Source organism: Pseudoponticoccus marisrubri (assembly GCF_001482405.1).
Taxonomy (GTDB): Bacteria; Pseudomonadota; Alphaproteobacteria; order Rhodobacterales; family Rhodobacteraceae; genus Pseudoponticoccus; species Pseudoponticoccus marisrubri.
In genome coordinates, this window is the sequence record NZ_LPXO01000008.1 from 28,994 (window position 1) to 48,016 (window position 19,023).

Here is a 19,023-nt window from a genome sequence, read left to right on the forward strand (position 1 = left end):
GCCGGGGTTCCAAGCTTGACGCCAAGGGCGTCTCTTGTATCGCTGAGCGCAGAAGGAGACGCGCATGACCCAGCCCTGCATCAGCGGCCACGGGGTGTTCACCCCGGCCCAGTCCATCACGAATGACGAGCTCGTGACCGCGTTCAACGCCTATGCCGAGCGCTGGAACGCGTCCCATGCCGGGGAGATCGCCGCCGGCACGGTGGCGGCGATGGCGCCCTCGAGCGCCGGGTTCATCCATTCCGCCTCGGGGATCGAGCGGCGTTTCGTGCTGGACAAGGACGGCGTGCTGGATCCCGACCGAATGTATCCGAAACTGCGCGCGCGGGCCGATGACGAGCCCGGCGCCATGGCCGAGATGGCGCTGGCGGCCTGCCGCACGGCGCTGGAGCGCGCCGAGCGGCGCGGCGAGGAGATCGACCTGGTGATCTGCGCCGCCTCGAACCACGAGCGCGCCTACCCGGCCGTGGCGATCGAGATCCAGCAACTGCTGGACGCGGGCGGCTTTGCCTTCGACATGAACGTGGCCTGTTCCTCGGCCACTTTCGGCATCCAGGCGGCGGCGGACATGATCCGCGCCGGCTCGGCCCGCCGCGCGCTGGTGGTCAATCCCGAGATCTGCTCGGCGCATCTGGAATGGCGCGACCGCGACTGCCATTTCATCTTCGGCGATGTCTGCACCGCCGTGGTGGTCGAGCCGGCCGCGGAGGCGCGGGGGGCGCGGTTCGACATCGTCTCGACACGCTGCGCGACGCAATTCTCGAACAATATCCGCAACAATGACGGCTTCCTGCGGCGCACACGGGACCAGATGGAGGACCGGCGCGACATGCAGTTCATGCAGAACGGCCGCAAGGTGTTCAAGGAGGTGCTGCCGCTGGTCTCGTCGCATATCCTGGGCCACCTGGAGGCGGAAGGCTGGGAGGCGGACGCGCTGCGCCGGCTCTGGCTGCACCAGGCCAACAAGTCGATGAACGATTTCATCGGCCGCAAGGTGCTGGGCCGGGTGCCCGACGCGCATGAGCAGCCCAACATCCTGCAGGATTACGCCAATACCTCCTCGGCCGGGTCGATCATCGCCTTCTCGCAGCATTCCGACGACCTTGTCCCCGGCGACCGGGGGGTGATCTGTTCCTTCGGGGCGGGCTACTCGGTGGGCTCGGTTCTGGTCACGCGGGCCTGATCTCGACGCGGCTGACGCCGCGCCGACCCGCCGGGGGCTGCGCCCCCGGACCCCCCGCGAGTATTTGTGGAAAGATGAAAGGGGCGGGCTGCTATCGCAGGGTCGCTTTCATGGCGGCGCGCGGGAAGCAGGTGGCGCGCTGGCCGGTCGCTTCCTGCCAGCGGCCGATGGAGCGGCGCGTCTTGAAGCCGGGCAGCCCGTCGGCGCCGCCCACGTCATGGCCCATGCCTTCCAGCGCGCGCTGCATGGCGGCCACGTCGGAGCGGTAGAGCCCGCCCACATCGCCCCAGGGCACGCTGAAATCGCCCATGCCGTACTGGATGCGGTCTCCCACATGGCCCACGAAGAGGGCGTAGAGATCGGACATGTTGTAGTCCTTCAGCACGTAGAAATTGGGCGTGACGATGAAGGCGGGCCCGTGGCGGCCGGCGGGCATCAGCAGGAAGCCCTGCCCGCGCGCCTCGTGCTCGGGGAAGGGGCGGCCCGAGACACGGGTGATGCCCATGGCGGCCCAGTCGCGGATCGGGCGGCCTTGGTCGGGGCCCTCGAGCGTGCAGGAGACGCTGTCGGGCACGGACACCTCGAAGCCCCAGTCGCGCCCGGCCTGCCAGCCATGGCGGTCGAGGTAATTGGCGATGGAGGCGATCGTATCGGCCTCGGAGCGCCAGATATCGGCGCGCCCGTCGCCATCGCCATCGGCGGCATGGTCGAGAAAGCTGCTGGGCATGAATTGCGGCTGGCCGAGCGCACCGGCCCAGCTGGAAGTCATCGCCTTGCCGGGGGCGTGGCCGGCCTGCGCGATCTGCAGCGCGGCGACGAGCTCATCGGTGAAATAGGCGGCGCGGGTGGACATGAACCCCTTGGTGCCCAGCACGCGGAACACGTCGTGGCGGATCGGCACGCGGCCATAGCCCGATTCGCGGCCCCAGATGCCCAGCACGATGCGGCCCGGCACGCCGGTGGCGCGCTCCACCGCGGCCAGCGTGGCGGCATGGGTGCGGGCCATCTCGCGCCCGGTGCGGGTGGCGGCGACCACGTTGCCGGGTTTGAAATACCGTGCGGGCTGGCCGAACTCGGCCTGGCGCTGGCGTTTGGGGGTCCGCGCCCGCGTGCCCGGCGGCACGAGATCGGGCAGGTCCCAGTCGAGCGTGACGCCCTCGAAGGCGGAGCGGAAGGTCTCGCGCGAGACGCCCTTGCGCCGGGCCTGCGGCCAGACCGTGTCGGAGAGCCAGCTTCGGAACTGCGCCTCGATCGCGGCGCGGTCCTGCGCGGCGGCCGGGCCGCCCAACACCCCCGCCAGTAGCACCACCATGCACAGGCGCCATGCGGCGCCGCCCCGGAACTCTTTCATCTCTCTGCCCCTTGCCTGCTCGGGATTTGCGGGCAGCCTAGCATGGCCGCTGCACCCGCGTCAGCCACCGGAGGCGGACAGGGCTAGGTAGCTGCGCAGGATGTCGCGGAAATGCGGGATCGCGTCGTCGCGCGCCACGTAATCGCCCGGGGCCATGACTTGCCAGCCCGAGCCCTCGTCGCCCATGCGGATCTCGGAGAGGCGCGCGGCGGGCAGGTGCGCGGCAAAGAAATGATGCGCGCCGGCATCGGTGTCGCGGATATGGGCCAGGCGCAGGTCATCCGCCTGCAGCCGGATGCCCAGCTCTTCCTCGGTCTCGCGCAGGGCGCAGGCCTCGGGGCTCTCGCCCGGCTCGCGCCCGCCGCCGGGGAAGTCGAGATAGCCGGGCCAGACAATGCCGGGGATGCGGTCGCGGCGCAGCACCACCAGCGCCCCGCCGAGGAACAGCATCACCTTGGCGCCTTTCACGTGGTCGTGCGGATCGCTCATGGTGTCCCCCTGCGCATGCCGGTATGATGACGTCATGCCAGCCCTGTGTCGCGATTGCATGACGGTCTTCGAAGACGGCAGCCGTTGTCCGGGCTGCGGTCGCCCGCGGATTGTGCGCCATGCCGAACTTTTTGACCTGTCCATAGCGCATATGGATTGCGACGCCTTCTATGCAAGCGTCGAGAAGCGCGACACTCCCGAGCTGGCCGACAAGCCCGTCATCATCGGCGGCGGGCGGCGCGGCGTGGTGTCGACCGCCTGTTACGTGGCGCGCATCCGCGGCGTGCGCTCGGCCATGCCGATGTTCAAGGCGCTGCAGCTCTGCCCCGACGCGGTGGTCGTCAAGCCGCGCATGGAGGTCTACGTGCAGGTCAGCCGCGCCATTCGCGCCATGATGGAGGAGCTGACCCCCGCGATCGAGCCGCTCTCGCTGGACGAGGCCTTCATCGACCTGACCGGCACGGCGCGGCTGCACGGAGCGCCGCCGGCGGTGATGCTGGCGCGGCTGACCCGGCGCATGCAGGACGAGCTGGGCGTGACCGGCTCCATCGGGCTGTCGCACAACAAGTTCCTGGCCAAGATCGCCTCGGATCTCGACAAGCCGCGCGGCTTTGCCGTGATCGGCAAGGGCGAGACCGAGGCGTTCCTGCGGCCGAAACCGGTGCGGCTGATCTGGGGCGTGGGCGCCGCCGGACAGGAGGCGCTGGAGCGTGCCGGCATCCGTACCTTTGACGACCTGCGCCGCTGGGAGAGGCGCGACCTCGCCCACCGGTTCGGCAGCATGGGCGACCGGCTCTGGCACCTGGCCCGGGGCGAGGATCACCGGCGGGTGACGCGCAACGCGCCGGTCAAGTCGATCTCGAACGAGACCACGTTTCACGAGGATACCGGCGATGCCGACATCCTTGACGGACACCTCTGGCGGCTGGCCGAGAAGGTCGCGGACCGCGCCAAGGCCAAAGGCAAGGCGGGCCGGATCGTCACGTTGAAACTGCGGCGCGCGGATTTCCGCATCGTGACGCGCCGCGCCACGCTGCCCGATGCCACGCAGATCGCCGACCGGATCTATCGCAGCGCGCGGGCGCTGTTCGACCAGCTGGGCGCGCCCGGGCCCTTCCGGCTGATCGGGGTGGGTATATCCGAACTGGTGCCGGCCGAGCAGGCCGACCGCGCCGGCGACCTGCTGGACCCCGGGGCCGAGGCGCGCGCCCGGGCCGAGCGCGCGACGGATGCGATCCGCGCGCGCTTTGGCGAGAACGCGATCCTGAAGGGCCGCGCCTTGCGCTGACGGCGCTCAGGCGCCGCGGGTCAGCAGCGCGTCTTCCTCTTCGGAGCTGTCATAGCCCAGCGCCTCGAGCCCGTTCTCGAGGTTGTCGGACAGGTGCGGCGTCCCGATCAGGTAATCGGCCGTGGGGGTCGAGGCCTCGGCCACCGCGGTTGCATAAGCCTCGTCCCATTCCTCGGGCTCGAAGGCGCCGCGGCCGATCCACATCAAGGCCACCAGCGCGGCCTGTTCCTCTTCGTTCATCCGGTCGATGAAGCCCCGCAATTCGCCCTCGGCACGGGCGAGTTCGCGCGCCATCACGATGACGGCGGCGACCTTGCGGACACTGATCTGTTCCATGGCGCGTCTCCCTTTCTGTCGGACCGGCACAGCATGTCGCCGGGCCGCCTGCCGAGTTGTCCCGCAAACGGCCCGGGGACGCCTTGATCTTACGCAAAGATCGGGTAGTAGAGCCAGTCCGGCAGGAATTGCGAGCCACGGAAGACAAGGCTGAAGCCCCGCGGGAAGGACCGCTTGAAGGCATCGCCGCTCATGTGTTCGTAGATGTGGCGCGCGCCTTCCTCGGGCTCCATGATGAAAGGCATCTTGAAATCGTTCTTGTCGGTCAGCCGGGTCTTGACGAAGCCCGGGTTGACCAGCTGCACCTGCACGCCCGTCTTGCGCAGATCGGCATGCAGCGATTCCGCCAGCGTCATCACGCCCGCCTTGGAGGACACGTAAGGCGCCGCACCGGGCAGGCCGCGGAAGCCCGAGAGCGAGCCGGTCAGCACGATATGCCCGCGGTCCCGCTCGACGAAGCGGGGCACCACGGCCCCCATCAGGTTCATCGCGCCGACAAAGTTGACCGTGGCCATGGTCGTGGCCTGCTCGGCGTTCCAGTCCTTGGCACCGAAGGGCCAGTAGACACCGGCCAGTTGCACCACGCCGTCGATCTCGCCGATCTTGGCCATGGCCTCGTCAAGGTTCTGCGGGTCGGTCACGTCGACCGGCAGCGCCTCGGCGCGGCCGGGCAGATCCTCGGCGAGGTCCCGCAGCTTGTCCTCGGATCGCGCCGACAGCACGAGCGAGACACCCGCCTTGCTCAGCTGGCGGGCCAGTGCCTCGCCCAGCCCTTCGCTTGCTCCGACGATCCAGTACCGTTTTCCGTTCCAGTCTTTCACACAATCTCCTTCCGGCGCATCACCGCCACCAGTTCGGCTACCTTGAAACCAAACTTCCGAAACTGGCTTCGGTTCACGATCGTGCCGTTCGGGGCTAGATACATCCAGTCGGTGGTGTCCAGAACATGGCCGCCGGCATCCTCGGGCAGGCGCAGCTTGTAGCGCAGGCAGACGGTCGGGCCGGACTGGTCGCCGTTGCCCTCGCCCTCGACATCCGCCGCCAGCGCGCGGATGCGGCCGTCATTGCCCAGGCTCAGCTGCCACTCGCGGGTCTGCTCGGCGCCGCTGTCATAGGTGAAATGCTCGGCCAGCCGGCCGGAATTGCCCTGCCACTCACCCCGGAAATTGCCGACGAAACGCGAGGCGACGCGCCCGGTGGGTCCGTAGATCACCCCCTCGCAGACGATGTCGCCGTTCAGGTGGTGGCGCAGGTCGAAGCGCGGCCCGCCAGCATCGGAATAGTCGGGGGACCGCTGCGCGAGAAAGCCCAGCTTGCGGGAGCGCAGCCATGCCAGGCCGAGCATCAGCGCGGCGCCCAGCACCACGTAGAGAAACGCCTCCATCACGTAACCTCCTTGAGCATGTGGCCGTCCTCGCCCCCCTGCGAGGCCGTGACGGCACGGGCCGGTGGCGCGGGACGGTCGCGGTAGCGCGCGCCCTTCCACCAGAGTTTCAGAGCCTGCCAGTGGATCAGCGCCAGCACCCGGCGCGCCCCGAAGGGCCGGCGCAAGGCCGAGCGGATCACCCCGGCATTGGTCAACGGGCGCCGCGGGCCCACAAGCGTGGCGATCAACCCGCCTTCGGCGCGGTCATAGTCGATCCAGATGCCGACCCGGTCGGGGCGGATGTCGAAGCGGAAGGTATAGCCCCCCTCCTGCGGCTGAAAGGGCGAGACATGCAGAATCTTCCTCGCCACGATGCGGTCCTCGGGCGTGATCGGCGCCCCATCCTCGCGCCGGCAGAGATAGGAATGGCGGTCACCGAACGTGTTGGTCACCTCGGCGATCACCGCGCGCAGCGCGCCCTGACCGTCCCATGCCAGCCAGAACGAGACCGGGTTGAAGACATGGCCCAGCAGCCGCGGCTGGGCCAGCAGCTCCAATCGTGCTGCGTCGACGTCCGCGCCCTCCAGTACCTCGCGCGCCCAGGCGGCGCCACGGCCCTGCCCGGGCGGGCCGCCATGGTCGCGGTCGCGCAGGCAGGCGAGGTTCGCGCGGTTGCGCGAGAACAGCGCCGGGCCCGCCGGTGTCGCCTCGGGCTCCAGCATCACGAAATCCACCGAGTAGCGGAACGCGTTCCCGACCGCGCCCTTGCGGCCGTGGAAGGTATGCGCCGCGACCAGCTCGACCCCTGTCATGCCGCCGCCACCTCTGCCGTGCGGGCGCGGATCGCCTCGGCCACGTCGGCGGCGCTGGCCAGCCCGTCCTCGTGGAAGCCGTTCTTCATCCACGCGCCACAGAACCAGGTGCGATGCGCCCCGTTGCCCAGCGCCAGCGCCTTCTGCGCGGCCAGCGCGTCAAGGTCGAAGACCGGGTGATGCATCTCGACCGTGTCGTAGATCAGCGCCTCGTCGATGGGCCGCGTGCTGTTCAGCGTCACGAAAAGCGGATCCTCTTCCGGGATCGGCTGCAGGCAGTTCATCCAGTAGGTCAGGTCGATGCGGTTCATCGTCTTCTGCGGCGCCTCGGTATAGTTCCACGAGGCCCAGCAGGCGCGGCGCTTCGGCATCAGCGAGGTATCGGCATGCAGCACGACGGTGTTGGGCTGGTAGCGCACCGCCGCCAGCCCGGCCTGTTCCTCGGGGCGCGGATCGGCCAGCAGGCGCAGCGTCACGTCGGAATGGGTGGCAAAGATCACCTCGTCGAACCGCTCCCACGTGTCGCCGTGGGACGTGATCTCGACCCCGGTCGCATCGCGGCGCACCGCCTGCACGGGCGTGCCGATGCGCAGGTCCGCACCCTGCCGGCGCAGCGCGGCCTCCAGCCGGCGGACATATTCGATCGAGCCGCCGCGCACCGTGTACCACTGGTGCTGGCCGGTGTGGCTGAGCAAAGCGTGGTTCTCGAAGAAACGCACCAGCGCCTGCGCCGGGAAGTCGAGGATCTGCTCGGTCGGGGTGGACCAGATCGCGCCCGAGAGCGGCAGCAGGTAGTAGTCGCGGAACCATGCGCCCATGCCCATGCGGTCGAGGAACGTGCCCAGCGGCAGGTCGGGATCGTTCGCCTCGTCCAGTGCACGTGCGTTGAAGCGCAGGATGTCCCGAATCATGCCGATGAAGCGCGGGTCCAGCAGGTTGGTCGGCTGGGCGGCCACGGCGCGCAGGTTCTTCAGCCCGTATTCCATCGCGCCGCCACGCAGGCTGGCCGAGAAGGACATGTCCGAGCGCGCCACCGGCACGTCCAGCCGGTCGAACAGCTCGGTCAGCATCGGGTAATTGGCGTAGTTGAACACGATGAAGCCGGTATCCACCGCGCGGTCGCCATTGCGCCCGGCCAGCTTGGTGCGGGCATGGCCGCCCAGCCGCGGCTCGGCCTCGAACAGGGTGACATGGTGGACATCCCCCAACATGTGCGCGGCCCCCATGCCTGAGATGCCGCCGCCGATAACGGCGATGCGGCGGGCGGGGCTGGGGCGGGCTTCGAAGGGCATGGGCAGATGTGTCCTGTGATGTAGTGTCGGAAGGTTTACGGCCCGGGCCGCGAACCGGATGACAATCGGGGGCAAAAATAATTCTGATCCAAACCGCCCTGCCCCGCGTAACCTCTCCATGTTCGAAAGCACAGCGCCCCTCGAGACCCGCGACTCTACGTCCATTGCGACGCCCCTGTCGGCGCGCCATGTCTTGCAGGACAGGCCGAATGATCAGAGTGCCCAGAACAGCGACATGAACGAGACTTGGATCGGATGCATGATCCGCATCCGCGACGAACAGGACGAACAGGCCTTTGCCGAGGTGTTCCAGTATTTCGCACCGCGGGTGAAGGCCTTCCTGATGCGCTCCGGAACGGATGCCGCACTGGCCGAGGAATGCGTGCAGGAAGTGATGACCACGGTCTGGCAGAAGTCGGCCATGTTCGATCCTGCCCGCGCCTCGGTTGCGACGTGGATCTTCACGATCGCGCGGAACCGCAAGATCGACATCCTGCGGCGCCAGAAGCGCCCGGAACCGGAAGACATATATTGGGGCCCCGAAGAAGAGCCCGATCAGGCCGAGAGCATCGGCCTGCAACAGGAGAGCGAGAAACTGGGCGCCGCGATTGCGGAGCTCCCCGACAAACAGAGGGAATTGATCGAGAAGGCCTATTTCGGCGACCTCACCCATCGAGAGATCGCCGACATGACCGGGCTGCCGCTCGGAACGATCAAATCCCGCATACGCCTGGCGCTGGACCGCCTGCGCCATGCGATGGACCGGAAGTGAAGAGAATGACGCCGAACATCAAACATCACCTGACCGAAGAGCTGCTGCTGGGCTATTCCACCGGCAGCCTGCCCGAAGCCGTGAACATCGCCGTGGCGACGCATATCTCGATGTGCGACGAATGCCGCGCGGCCGCCGAGGCCTATGACAGCGTCGGTGGCGCCGTGCTGGACCAGGCCGAGACGGTCTCGGTCTCCGAAAGCTGCTTTGCCTCGGTGATGGAGTCGATCCGCACCGCCCCCGCGACCGATCGCAGGCTGGCGCGGCGCCCGGCCGATCCGGTCCTGCCGGCCCCGCTGCGGGACTACGTGGGCGGGTCGCTCGACAAGGTGAACTGGCGTCCCGCCGGGATGGGCGTGCGGCAGGCGATCCTGCCCACCTCGGGCGAGGCGACGGCGCGACTGCTCTACATCCCCGCCGGCACGGCCGTGCCCGATCACAGCCATGGCGGCATGGAGCTGACGCTGGTGCTGCAGGGTGCGTTCCGGGACGAGGATGGCCATTTCGGTCGCGGCGATATCGAGGTGGCCGACAGCGAGGTCGAGCACACGCCCATCGCCGATATCGGCGAGGACTGTATCTGCCTTGCGGTCACCGACGCGCCGCTGCGGTTCAAGGGCCTGCTTCCGCGTCTGGCACAGCCCTTCCTGCGGATCTGACCACCGGCCACATAGTTTCCCCATGCAAGCCGCGCCCCGACCGGGCGCGGCTTTGTCATGTCTGGCGGGATCGGCGCCCGAAACGTCCGAAACGTACAAAACCGGCACGCATGAAAAAGGCGCGCGGGACGATCCTGCCCCGCGCGCCCCATGCCTGACCCGGATCCGGGCCTAGTGCTTTTTCTTCTTCTTCGGCGGCATCAGGTCGGTGATCGTGCCCTCGAACATCTCGGCCGCGAAGTTCACCGTCTCCGACAGGGTCGGGTGCGGGTGGATCGTGTGGCCCAGGTCCACCGCATCCGCGCCCATCTCGATGGCCAGCGCGGCTTCCGAGATCAGGTCGCCGGCATTGGTGCCCACGATGCAGGCGCCGATCACGCGGTCATCCTCGGGGTCGAAGAGCAGTTTGGTCATGCCCTCGCTGCGCCCGTTGGACAGCGACCGCCCCGACGCCGCCCAGGGGAAGACGCCCTTCTCGTACTTGACGCCCTGCGCCTTGGCCTCGGTCTCGGTCAGGCCGCACCACGCCACCTCGGGGTCGGTATAGGCGACCGAGGGGATCAGCTTGGCGTCGAAGAAGCGCTTCTCGCCCGCGCAGACCTCGGCCGCGACCTTGCCCTCGTGCACCGCCTTGTGCGCCAGCATGGGCTGGCCCACCACGTCGCCGATGGCGAAGATATGCGGCACGCCGGTGCGCTGCTGGTTGTCCACGGCGATGAAGCCGCGTTCATCCACCGCGACCCCGGCCTTCTCGGCATCGATCAGCTTGCCGTTGGGCTTGCGCCCGACCGCCACCAGCACCTTGTCGAACGTGTCGGTGAAGCTTTCGCCCTTGTCATCCTCGAAGGTGACCTTGAGCCCCTTCTTCAGCGCCTCGACCGAGGTGACCTTGGTCTTGAGGAAGATGTTCTCGTACCGGCCCTTGATGCGGGTCATCAGCGGCTTGACGAGATCCTTGTCGGCGCCCGGGATGATCTGGTCCATCAGCTCGACCACGGTGATCTTGGAGCCGAGCGCATCGTAGACGCAGGCCATCTCCAGCCCGATGATCCCGCCGCCCAGCACCAGCATCCGCTTGGGGATGTCCTTGAGCTCGAGCGCGCCGGTGCTGTCGATCACCCGCTCGTCCTCATGCGGGATGAAGGGCAGCTCCACCGGCTCCGAGCCGGCGGCGATGATGCACTGATCGAAGCTGACGGTGGTCTTGCCGTCGTCACCCTCGACCTCGATCATGTTCGGCCCGGCAAACTTGCCGTAGCCGCGCACGACCTGCACCTTGCGCCCCTTGGACAGCCCGTCCAGACCGCCGGTCAGCTGGCCGACCACGTCGTTCTTGAACTTGCGCAGCTCGTCGAGGTCGATCTTGGGCTTGGAGAAGCTGATCCCGTGGGACCCCATCTCCTCGGCCTCGGTGATGACCTTGGCCACGTGCAAGAGCGCCTTGGACGGGATGCAGCCCACGTTCAGGCAAACCCCGCCCAGCGAGGGGTAGCGCTCGATCAGGACGGTCTTCTTGCCCAGGTCCGCGGCGCGGAAGGCCGCGGTATAGCCGCCCGGGCCCGAGCCCAGCACGACCACCTCGGCATGCACGTCGCCCTTGCCCGTGGCCGAGCCCGTGGCCTCGACCGCCTTGGGCGCGTCATCGGCGGGGGGCGATCCGCGGCCACCATAGCCGCCTTTGACTTCACCACCCTGGCCGACCGCGTCCTTGGCCTTGGCCGCGCCGTCACCGGCATCGGCGCCTTCCAGCACGATGATGACCGATCCCTCGGACACGCGGTCGCCTTCGGACACCTTGATCTCGGTGATCTTGCCGGACGCGGGCGAGGGCACTTCCATCGTCGCCTTGTCGGATTCCAGCTCGATCAGCGGGTCTTCCTCGCTGACCGTGTCACCCACGCTGACGAGTATGGCGACCACCGGAACATCCGTGAAATCGCCGATATCGGGTACTTTGACATCCATTCTGGTCACCTCACCACATCAGCTTGCGCATGTCGCCCAGCAGCGTCTTCAGCGTGACGCAGAAACGCGCGGCCAGGGCGCCGTCGACGGCGCGATGGTCATAGGACAGCGACAGCGGCTGGATCAGGCGCGGCACGAATTCCTCGCCATTCCAGACCGGCTGCATCTTGGACCGGGTCAGGCCCAGGATCGCCACCTCGGGCGCGTTGACGATGGGCGTGAAGGACGTGCCCCCGATGCCGCCCAGCGACGAGATGGTGAAGGTCGCGCCCTGCATGTCGGGGCCCTTCAGCTCGCCCTTGCGGGCCTTGGAGGACAGCTCCATCAGGTCCTTGGAGATCTCGACCAGCCCCTTGCGGTCGGCATCCTTGATCACGGGAACCACCAGCCCGTTGGGCGTGTCAGCGGCAAAGCCGATATTGTAGAAGTTCTTCTTGATCAGCTTGTCGCCATCGGGATGCAGCGAGCTGTTGAACTCCCAATGCTGTTTCAGCGCCGAGACGCTGGCCTTGATGACGAAAGAGAGCAACGTGACGCGATAGCCCTCTTCCTTGGCCATCGTGTCCATCTCCTTGCGGTACTTGTCCAGCTCGGTGATGTCGGCCTCGTCGTTATGGGTGACATGCGGGATGTTCAGCCACGACCGGTGCAGCGCGGGGCCCGAGATCTTCTTGATCCGGGACATCTCGACATCCTCGACAGGGCCGAATTTCGAGAAATCCACGGCCGGGATTGGCGGGATGCCCATGCCGCCCTGCGCGCCGCCAGAAGCCGCCGCCGCCGGGGCGACCTGCGTCTTGAGCGCCTTCTCCACATCCTCGCGCAGGATGCGGCCCTTGCGGCCCGATCCGTTGACCTTGGTCAGGTCGACCTCGACCCGGCGGGCATAGGCGCGCACCGACGGCGAGGCATGGACCTTGGAGAAACCCGCATCGGTCACCGGGGCGGGCGCGGGCGCCGCGGCCGGGGCGGAGGCCGGGGCCTCGGCCTTGGGTGCCTCGGATTTGGGCGCCTCGGATTTGGGTTCTTCCGCCGGGGCGGCACCGGCGCCGTCACCCTCGACGATCAGCACCACGCTGCCCTCCGAGACCGTGTCGCCCTCGGAGACCTTGATCTCCTTCACCGTGCCGGCGGCGGAGGACGGGACCTCCATCGTCGCCTTGTCCGATTCAAGCTCGATGATCGGATCTTCCTCGGCGATCGTGTCGCCCACGCTCACCAGGATCGTGACGACGGGCACATCGGTGAAATCGCCGATATCCGGCACTTTGACTTCGGTTGTCATGTCTTCTGTCCTCCAGTCCCGCTCAGGCCAGGCGCGGGTTCGGCTTGCCGCCGTCGATGTCGTATTTCTTGAGCGCCGCTTCGAGATCCTTGTTCGAAACGGCCCCCTCGCGCCACAGGTCCACCATCGCCGCGGCGGCGATGTGGTTGGCATCCACCTCGAAGAAGCGCCGCAGGTTCACCCGGCTGTCCGAGCGCCCGAACCCGTCGGTGCCCAGCACCGTGAAGCGGTTCGGGACCGCGCCGCGGATCTGCTCGGCAAAGTTCTTCATGTAGTCGGTGGCCACCACGATCGGCCCCTGCGCGCTGGCAAGGGTCTGGGTCGCGTAGGGCACCCGCTCCTCGGCGAAGGGGTTGAGGCGGTTGTGCCGCATGCAGTCCTGGTAGTCGCGCGCCAACTCGTTGAACGAGGTAGCCGACCAGATGTCCGAGGTGACGCCGAAATCCTCTTCCAGCATCTCGGCCGCCTTGATCGCCTGCACCAGGATCGTGCCCGACCCCATCAGGTTGACATGCTTCTTGGCGGGCTTGGCCGTCTTCTTCATCCGGTAGAGGCCCTTGATGATCCCCTCTTCCGAGCCCATCGGCATGTCCGGGTGGCTGTAGTTCTCGTTCATCAGCGTCAGGTAGAAGAACACGTCTTCCTGATCGACGAACATGCGCTGAAGCCCGTGCTGCACGATCACCGCGACCTCGTAGCTGAAGGTCGGGTCATAGCTGATGCAGTTGGGGATGGTCGACGCCAGGATGTGGCTGTGCCCGTCCTCGTGCTGCAGCCCTTCGCCGTTCAGCGTGGTCCGTCCGGCCGTGCCGCCCAGCATGAAGCCGCGCGCGCGGCTGTCGCCGGCCGCCCAGGCCAGGTCGCCGATCCGCTGGAACCCGAACATCGAGTAGTAGATGTAGAACGGGATCATCGGGACGCCGTGGTTGGAATAGGCGGTCGCCGCGGCGATCCAGTCGGCCATGGCGCCGGCCTCGTTGATGCCCTCCTGCAGCACCTGACCGTCGGCGCTTTCCTTGTAGTACATCATCTGGTCGCGGTCTTCGGGCGTGTAGGTCTGGCCCTTGGGATTGTAGATCCCGACCGAGCGGAACAGCCCCTCCATCCCGAAGGTGCGGGATTCGTCCGGCACGATCGGCACGACCTGCTTGCCCACCTGCTTGTCGCGCAGCAGCGTGGTCAGGATGCGCACGAAGGCCATGGTGGTCGAGATCTCGCGGTCGCCCGTGGATTCGAGCTGCCCCTTGAACTTCTCCAGCCCGGGAATTTCCAGCTTGGGCGCCTCGGTGTTGCGCTTGGGGAAGGCCCCGCCCAGCTCCTTGCGGCGCTCGGCCATGTAGGCCTTCTGCGCGTTGTTGAGCGACACGAAGGGGATGTCCTTCTCCAGCTCTTCATCCGTGACCGGGATCTTGAAGCGGTCGCGCATGGCCTTGAGCTGGTCCAGCTGCATCTTCTTCTGCTGGTGGGTGGTGTTCTGCCCCTCGCCCGCGGTGCCCATGCCGTAGCCCTTGACCGTCTTGACGAGGATCACGGTGGGCTGGCTCTCGGCCTCGGTGGCGCGCTTGAAGGCGTTGTAGACCTTCTTGGGATCATGCCCGCCGCGGCGCAGCGCCCAGATCTGGTCGTCGGTCCAGTCCTTCACCAGCTCGGCCGTCTCGGGGTACTTGCCGAAGAAGTGCTCGCGGATATAGGCGCCGTCCTTGGACTTGAAGGTCTGGTAGTCGCCGTCGATCGTCTCGTCCATCAGCTGGCGCAGCTTGCCGCTGGTGTCCTGTTCCAGCAGCTCGTCCCAGCCGCGGCCCCAAAGCAGCTTGATCACGTCCCAGCCGGAACCGCGGAACTCGCCCTCGAGCTCCTGCACGATCTTGGAGTTGCCGCGCACCGGGCCGTCCAGCCGCTGAAGGTTGCAGTTGACCACGAAGATCAGGTTGTCGAGCCCCTCGCGCGCAGCCAGGTGGATGGCGCCCAGGCTCTCGGGCTCGTCCATCTCGCCATCGCCGAGGAAGGCCCAGACCTTGCGGTCCTGCCTCTCGATCAACCCGCGGTTCTCGAGGTATTTCATGAAGCGCGCCTGGTAGATCGCCATCAGCGGGCCAAGGCCCATGCTGACCGTCGGGAACTGCCAGTACTCGGGCATCAGCCACGGGTGCGGGTAGGAGGACAGCCCCTCGCCCGCGACCTCGGAGCGGAAGTTCTTCAGCTGCTCCTCGCTGATGCGGCCTTCCATGAAGCTGCGCGCGTAGATGCCGGGGATCACGTGACCCTGGAAGAACACCAGGTCGCCGCCATGGATCGCCGATTTCGAGCGCCAGAAATGGTTCAGGCCAATGTCGTAGAGCGCGGCGGACGAGGCGAAGGAGGCGATGTGACCGCCATATTCGCTGCTTTCCTTGTTGCGCTTGACCACCGTCGCCATCGCGTTCCAGCGATTGATGGTGCGGATGCGCCATTCCATGTCCATGTCGCCGGGGATGTCGACCTCGTCATCCGGCGAAATGGTGTTCTGGTAGGGGGTCGTCGCCGAAAAGGGCAGCCTGGCGCCCGCGGCGCGGGCGCTCTGCACCGCCTTGTCCAGCAGGAAATGGGCGCGATCGGCGCCATCGCGTTCGATGACGTCCTCGATCGCCTCCTGCCATTCCTGGGATTCGACTGGGTCGATATCTTGGGGGGTATCTTTCATGAGCCCTCTTCCCTAACGCGCGCCGGATCGGCGCAATTTGGTTTAGTGCTAAACCACTTCTCTCCCTGGCCCGGACGCTGCCGCGGCATGGGATCAGCCTAGCATTGCCGTGCCGTCTGGCAACAGCCCCTACCAATTCGGGGGGTTATGGGGGAGATATGCGGGTGCATACCGTCCTTGCGGCCAATGCATGGGTATAGTTCAGGCTTAAACAATCACGAGGGCGATTCGTTTCGCCGTCTCAGGACCAATGGTCGCGGCGCCGGATCGGGGGCCTCCGGCATCTCCTCGAAGTCGAAATTGTCCAGCCGACGCGCGCGTTTGCCCGCCTTGTCGGCGCTGATCTTGATGTCCTCGATATCCTTGGCGGCCTGCCCGAAATGCCGGTCGAGATTGCCGACCCGCGCGCCCAGCCGCTCCACGTCGGCATGCAGCAGCGCCAGTTCGCGGCGGATCGCCCCGGCCTGTTCGCGCATCCGGGCATCCTTGAGAATGGCGCGCATCGTGTTCAGCGTTGCCATGCAGGTGGTCGGCGAGACGATCCAGACCCGCGCCGCGAACCCCTCGCGCACCACTTCGGGGAAATTGGCGTGCAGCTCGGCATAGACCGCTTCGGAGGGCAGGAACATCAGCGCGCCGTCGGCGGTCTCGCCTTCGAGGATGTAGCGCTCGGCGATGTCGCGGATATGCTTGCGCAGCGACAGGCGCAGCGCCTGCGCAGCGCGGGTCCGCTCGATCTGGGTGTCGGCGCGGCGCAGCGCCTCGTAGCCCTCCAGCGGGAACTTGGCGTCGATGGCGATGGGGCCGGGCGGCTGCGGCAGGTGGATCAGGCAATCGGCGCGCCGGCCGTTCGACAGGGTCGCCTGCAGCGTGAAACTGTCCGAGGGCAGCGCCTTGGACACGATGTCGGTCAACTGGATCTCGCCGAAGGCGCCGCGCGTCTGCTTGTTGGCCAGAATGTCCTGCAGGCTGAGCACGTCGCCCGACAGCTTTGTGATGTTCTCCTGCGCGCTGTCGATCACCTTCAGCCGCTCCTGCAACTCGCCCAGCGAGCGTGCGGTGCGCCGGGCCGAGCCGTGCAGGTTCTCGTTCATCTTCTCCTGCACCTCGGCCAGGCGCTGCTCCATCAGCTGCAACATGGCGCTTTGCGACTGGCTCTGCGCCTCGGAGACATGGCTCAGCCCGCCGGCCAGCCGCTCCTGCCCGTCGGACAGACCCTGCACCCGCTGGCCCAGGTGCTGCATCTGCACGGCCAGCGGCGCCACCGCCCGCGCCGACCGGCCCGCCGCGCGCGCCGCCGAGATCAGCAGCAACAGCACGACCAGCAGCAGCCCGGCCCCGGCCAGCGCGGCAAGGGTTGCGGGATCGTCCAGCGCGTAGGTGGTCTCGCCGATCCGGATCATGCCCGCCCGAACAGGCGCTCGATATCGGAGAGTTTCAGCTCCACATAGGTGGGGCGGCCATGGTTGCACTGGCCCGAATGCGGCGTCGCCTCCATCTCGCGCAGCAGCGCGTTCATCTCCTCGGCGCGCATCACCCGGCCCGAACGGATCGAGCCGTGGCAGGCCACGCGGCTGAGGATCGCGTCCAGCCGCTCCTGCACAAGGTGGCTTTCGCCCATGTCCGACAGCTCGTCCAGCAGGTCGTGGACCAACGCCTTGGCGTTCACCTCGCCCAGCAGGGCCGGGGTTTCGCGTACGGCAATGGCGCCCGGCCCGAAGGGCTCGATCGCGAGCCCCATGCGGAACAGATCATCGGCCACGCCGAGCAGGCGCGCGGCGTCATCGGCGGACAGCTCGACAATCTCGGGGATCAGCAACGCCTGCGCCGCGACCCCGTTTTCGGCCATCTGCCGCTTGAGCTTCTCGTAGACCAGCCGCTCATGCGCGGCGTGCTGGTCGACGATCACCACACCGTCATCGGTCTGGGCGATGATGTAATTCTCGTGCACCTGCCCGCGCGCGGCGCCCAAGGGCAGCGCGGCGGTCTCCGGCTCGGGCTGCGGAGCAGATTCGGCCGGCGCGGGTGTCTCGACGGTGCGGCCCGACCACGCGTCCGCCATCTCGGAGAAGCCCGGGCTCTGCGCCTGATAGGCGGCCTGCCGGGCCGCGGCCGACGGGCGGTCCATCTGGTAGATGCGCGGCGTGTCAGGCTGGGGTCGCATGGCGCCCAGCGTCTCGCCCGCGATGGTGCTCGAGGCGCGGTGCCCGGCCTCGGCCAGCGCGTGGCGCAGCGCCGAGACGATCAGCCCGCGCACCAGCCCGGGATCGCGGAAGCGCACCTCGGACTTGGCGGGATGCACGTTCACGTCGACCTTGTGCGGGTCGCAATCGATGAACAGCGCCACCGCCGGGTGCCGGTCGCGCGACAGGAAATCCTGGTAGGCGCCGCGCAGCGCGCCGATCAGCATCCGGTCGCGCACGGGACGGCCATTGACGAACAGGTACTGCGCCACGGCCGAGCCGCGCGAATAGGTGGGCAGCGCGGCATAGCCGGTCAGGCGAAAGCCCTCGCGCGTGGCGTCGATGGGCAGCGCGTTCTCGACGAACTCGGCCCCCATGATCCGCGACAGCCGCCCGCGCAGCGCGTCGAACAGGTCGCCCGCCTCGGGATCGGTGCGGAAGGTCACGCGGTCCTGCCCGCCCGACACGTCGCGCAGCGTCACGCCGACCGAGGGCTCGGCCATGGCCAGACGGCGCACCACGTCGGTGATCGCCTGCGTCTCGGCCCGGTCGCTGCGCAGGAATTTTAGCCGCGCCGGCGTGGCATAGAACAGGTCGCGCAGCGTGACGACCGTGCCGCCGTTCAGCGCGCAGGGCTTGCAGGGCCCGGCCACCCCGCCCGAAACCGACAGTTCGGCCGCGGCATGGCCGGGCGCGCGGCTCTGCACGGTCAGCCGCGCCACGGCGCCGAGGCTGGGCAGCGCCTCGCCGCGAAAGCCGAAGGAGTGGATCGCCAGCAGATCGCTGCCGTCGATCTTGGAGGTCGCGTGCCGGGCCAGCGCCAGCGGCAGCTCGTCCTCGGTCATGCCGCAGCCGTCATCGGTGACACGGATCAGCGTTTTTCCGCCATCCGCAATCTCGATCCCGATACGCCGCGCCCCGGCATCCACGGCGTTCTCAACCAGTTCCTTGACCGCCGAGGCCGGGCGCTCGACCACTTCGCCGGCCGCGATTCGATTGATCGCGGCCTCGTCCAACTGGCGAATATGGGGGCGCATCTGGGGGGCATGGGTGTTCATACCACTAGACCTAGCAGAGCCGCACCGGCCCTGCAAAGACGGAAATCACCCCGTCCTCCCGTGCGTGACCGGCGCGCATCGGGGTTGGAAACAAAAAGTAGCAAGATTTGAACAAAACTGGCATGTTACGCGTATCTTTGTTGCACTATGCTTTCTGAAACAGCAGCAGACAAAAAGGACACCGACATGCTTGTGCCCCTGATCACCTTCGAGACGATCTCGGCGGTTTACGGCGAGTGCTTCGCCCGGACCTTCTTCCGGCCGTTCTCGCCCATCCGCAAGACGCAGTAAGCCCATACGCCGC

16 protein-coding genes are annotated in these 19,023 nt (G+C 67.5%); 4 read left to right on the forward strand and 12 right to left on the reverse strand.

Features of this window, described 5'->3' with window-relative positions:
* The first annotated feature begins 64 nt into the window (after positions 1–64).
* A complete protein-coding gene (locus AVJ23_RS13715) occupies positions 65–1,183 on the forward strand; it encodes a beta-ketoacyl-ACP synthase III (RefSeq protein ID WP_058862777.1) in 1,119 nt (372 codons plus the stop codon).
* A gap of 91 nt (positions 1,184–1,274) precedes the next feature.
* On the opposite strand, the gene AVJ23_RS13720 is transcribed toward AVJ23_RS13715, so the two are convergent.
* On the reverse strand, positions 1,275–2,495 hold the full coding sequence (locus AVJ23_RS13720; protein ID WP_058862891.1) for a lytic murein transglycosylase: 1,221 nt from the start codon (positions 2,493–2,495) through the stop codon (positions 1,275–1,277).
* A gap of 99 nt (positions 2,496–2,594) precedes the next feature.
* The gene (locus AVJ23_RS13725) at positions 2,595–3,023 is read right to left on the reverse strand and encodes an NUDIX domain-containing protein (RefSeq protein ID WP_058862778.1); all 429 of its coding nucleotides are present in this window, start codon (positions 3,021–3,023) and stop codon (positions 2,595–2,597) included.
* Between the two features lie 34 nt (positions 3,024–3,057).
* Here AVJ23_RS13725 and AVJ23_RS13730 point away from each other — a divergent pair, with 34 nt between their 5' ends.
* Positions 3,058–4,311: a DNA polymerase IV gene (locus AVJ23_RS13730; protein WP_058862779.1), complete on the forward strand. Its 1,254-nt coding sequence runs from the start codon at positions 3,058–3,060 to the stop codon at positions 4,309–4,311.
* 6 nt (positions 4,312–4,317) lie between these two features.
* Here AVJ23_RS13730 and AVJ23_RS13735 read toward each other — a convergent pair whose 3' ends face one another.
* From AVJ23_RS13735 to AVJ23_RS13755, 5 genes are all read right to left on the reverse strand, one after another.
* A complete protein-coding gene (locus tag AVJ23_RS13735) occupies positions 4,318–4,647 on the reverse strand; it encodes a DUF3775 domain-containing protein (protein ID WP_058862780.1) in 330 nt (109 codons plus the stop codon).
* Positions 4,648–4,736: 89 nt separating this feature from the next.
* Positions 4,737–5,468, reverse strand: coding sequence for an SDR family NAD(P)-dependent oxidoreductase (locus AVJ23_RS13740; protein WP_058862781.1), 732 nt, complete (start codon positions 5,466–5,468; stop codon positions 4,737–4,739).
* Positions 5,465–6,031 (reverse strand): DUF3833 family protein, encoded by a 567-nt coding sequence (locus AVJ23_RS13745; protein ID WP_058862782.1) that lies wholly within the window; start codon positions 6,029–6,031, stop codon positions 5,465–5,467. Before AVJ23_RS13745 ends, AVJ23_RS13740 begins: the two co-directional genes overlap by 4 nt.
* On the reverse strand, positions 6,031–6,825 hold the full coding sequence (locus tag AVJ23_RS13750; protein WP_058862783.1) for a DUF1365 domain-containing protein: 795 nt from the start codon (positions 6,823–6,825) through the stop codon (positions 6,031–6,033). Before AVJ23_RS13750 ends, AVJ23_RS13745 begins: the two co-directional genes overlap by 1 nt.
* Positions 6,822–8,117: an NAD(P)/FAD-dependent oxidoreductase gene (locus AVJ23_RS13755; RefSeq protein ID WP_058862784.1), complete on the reverse strand. Its 1,296-nt coding sequence runs from the start codon at positions 8,115–8,117 to the stop codon at positions 6,822–6,824. Before AVJ23_RS13755 ends, AVJ23_RS13750 begins: the two co-directional genes overlap by 4 nt.
* A gap of 235 nt (positions 8,118–8,352) precedes the next feature.
* Between AVJ23_RS13755 and AVJ23_RS13760 the strand changes: the two genes are divergently transcribed.
* Together AVJ23_RS13760 and AVJ23_RS13765 are read left to right on the forward strand one after the other, a co-directional pair.
* On the forward strand, positions 8,353–8,889 hold the full coding sequence (locus AVJ23_RS13760) for a sigma-70 family RNA polymerase sigma factor (protein WP_058862785.1): 537 nt from the start codon (positions 8,353–8,355) through the stop codon (positions 8,887–8,889).
* 5 nt (positions 8,890–8,894) lie between these two features.
* Positions 8,895–9,548 (forward strand): ChrR family anti-sigma-E factor, encoded by a 654-nt coding sequence (locus AVJ23_RS13765; RefSeq protein WP_058862786.1) that lies wholly within the window; start codon positions 8,895–8,897, stop codon positions 9,546–9,548.
* A 171-nt stretch (positions 9,549–9,719) separates the two neighbouring features.
* Here the strand turns inward: AVJ23_RS13765 and lpdA are convergent, their stop codons facing one another.
* From lpdA to mutL, 5 genes are all read right to left on the reverse strand, one after another.
* Positions 9,720–11,513, reverse strand: a complete 1,794-nt coding sequence (gene lpdA / locus AVJ23_RS13770; RefSeq protein ID WP_205626860.1) for a dihydrolipoyl dehydrogenase — start codon at positions 11,511–11,513, stop codon at positions 9,720–9,722.
* A 10-nt stretch (positions 11,514–11,523) separates the two neighbouring features.
* Positions 11,524–12,885, reverse strand: coding sequence for a dihydrolipoyllysine-residue acetyltransferase (gene aceF, locus AVJ23_RS13775; RefSeq protein ID WP_084794600.1), 1,362 nt, complete (start codon positions 12,883–12,885; stop codon positions 11,524–11,526).
* Positions 12,821–15,478 carry a pyruvate dehydrogenase (acetyl-transferring), homodimeric type gene (gene aceE, locus AVJ23_RS13780; protein ID WP_058862789.1) on the reverse strand — a complete coding sequence of 886 codons (2,658 nt, stop codon included), beginning with the start codon at positions 15,476–15,478 and terminating at the stop codon, positions 12,821–12,823. The genes aceF and aceE overlap by 65 nt, the downstream gene beginning before the upstream one ends.
* Before the next feature lie 215 nt (positions 15,479–15,693).
* The gene (locus AVJ23_RS13785; RefSeq protein WP_058862790.1) at positions 15,694–16,881 is read right to left on the reverse strand and encodes a DNA recombination protein RmuC; all 1,188 of its coding nucleotides are present in this window, start codon (positions 16,879–16,881) and stop codon (positions 15,694–15,696) included.
* The gene (gene mutL, locus AVJ23_RS13790; protein WP_240484651.1) at positions 16,878–18,698 is read right to left on the reverse strand and encodes a DNA mismatch repair endonuclease MutL; all 1,821 of its coding nucleotides are present in this window, start codon (positions 18,696–18,698) and stop codon (positions 16,878–16,880) included. The genes AVJ23_RS13785 and mutL overlap by 4 nt, the downstream gene beginning before the upstream one ends.
* Positions 18,699–19,023: the final 325 nt, after the last annotated feature.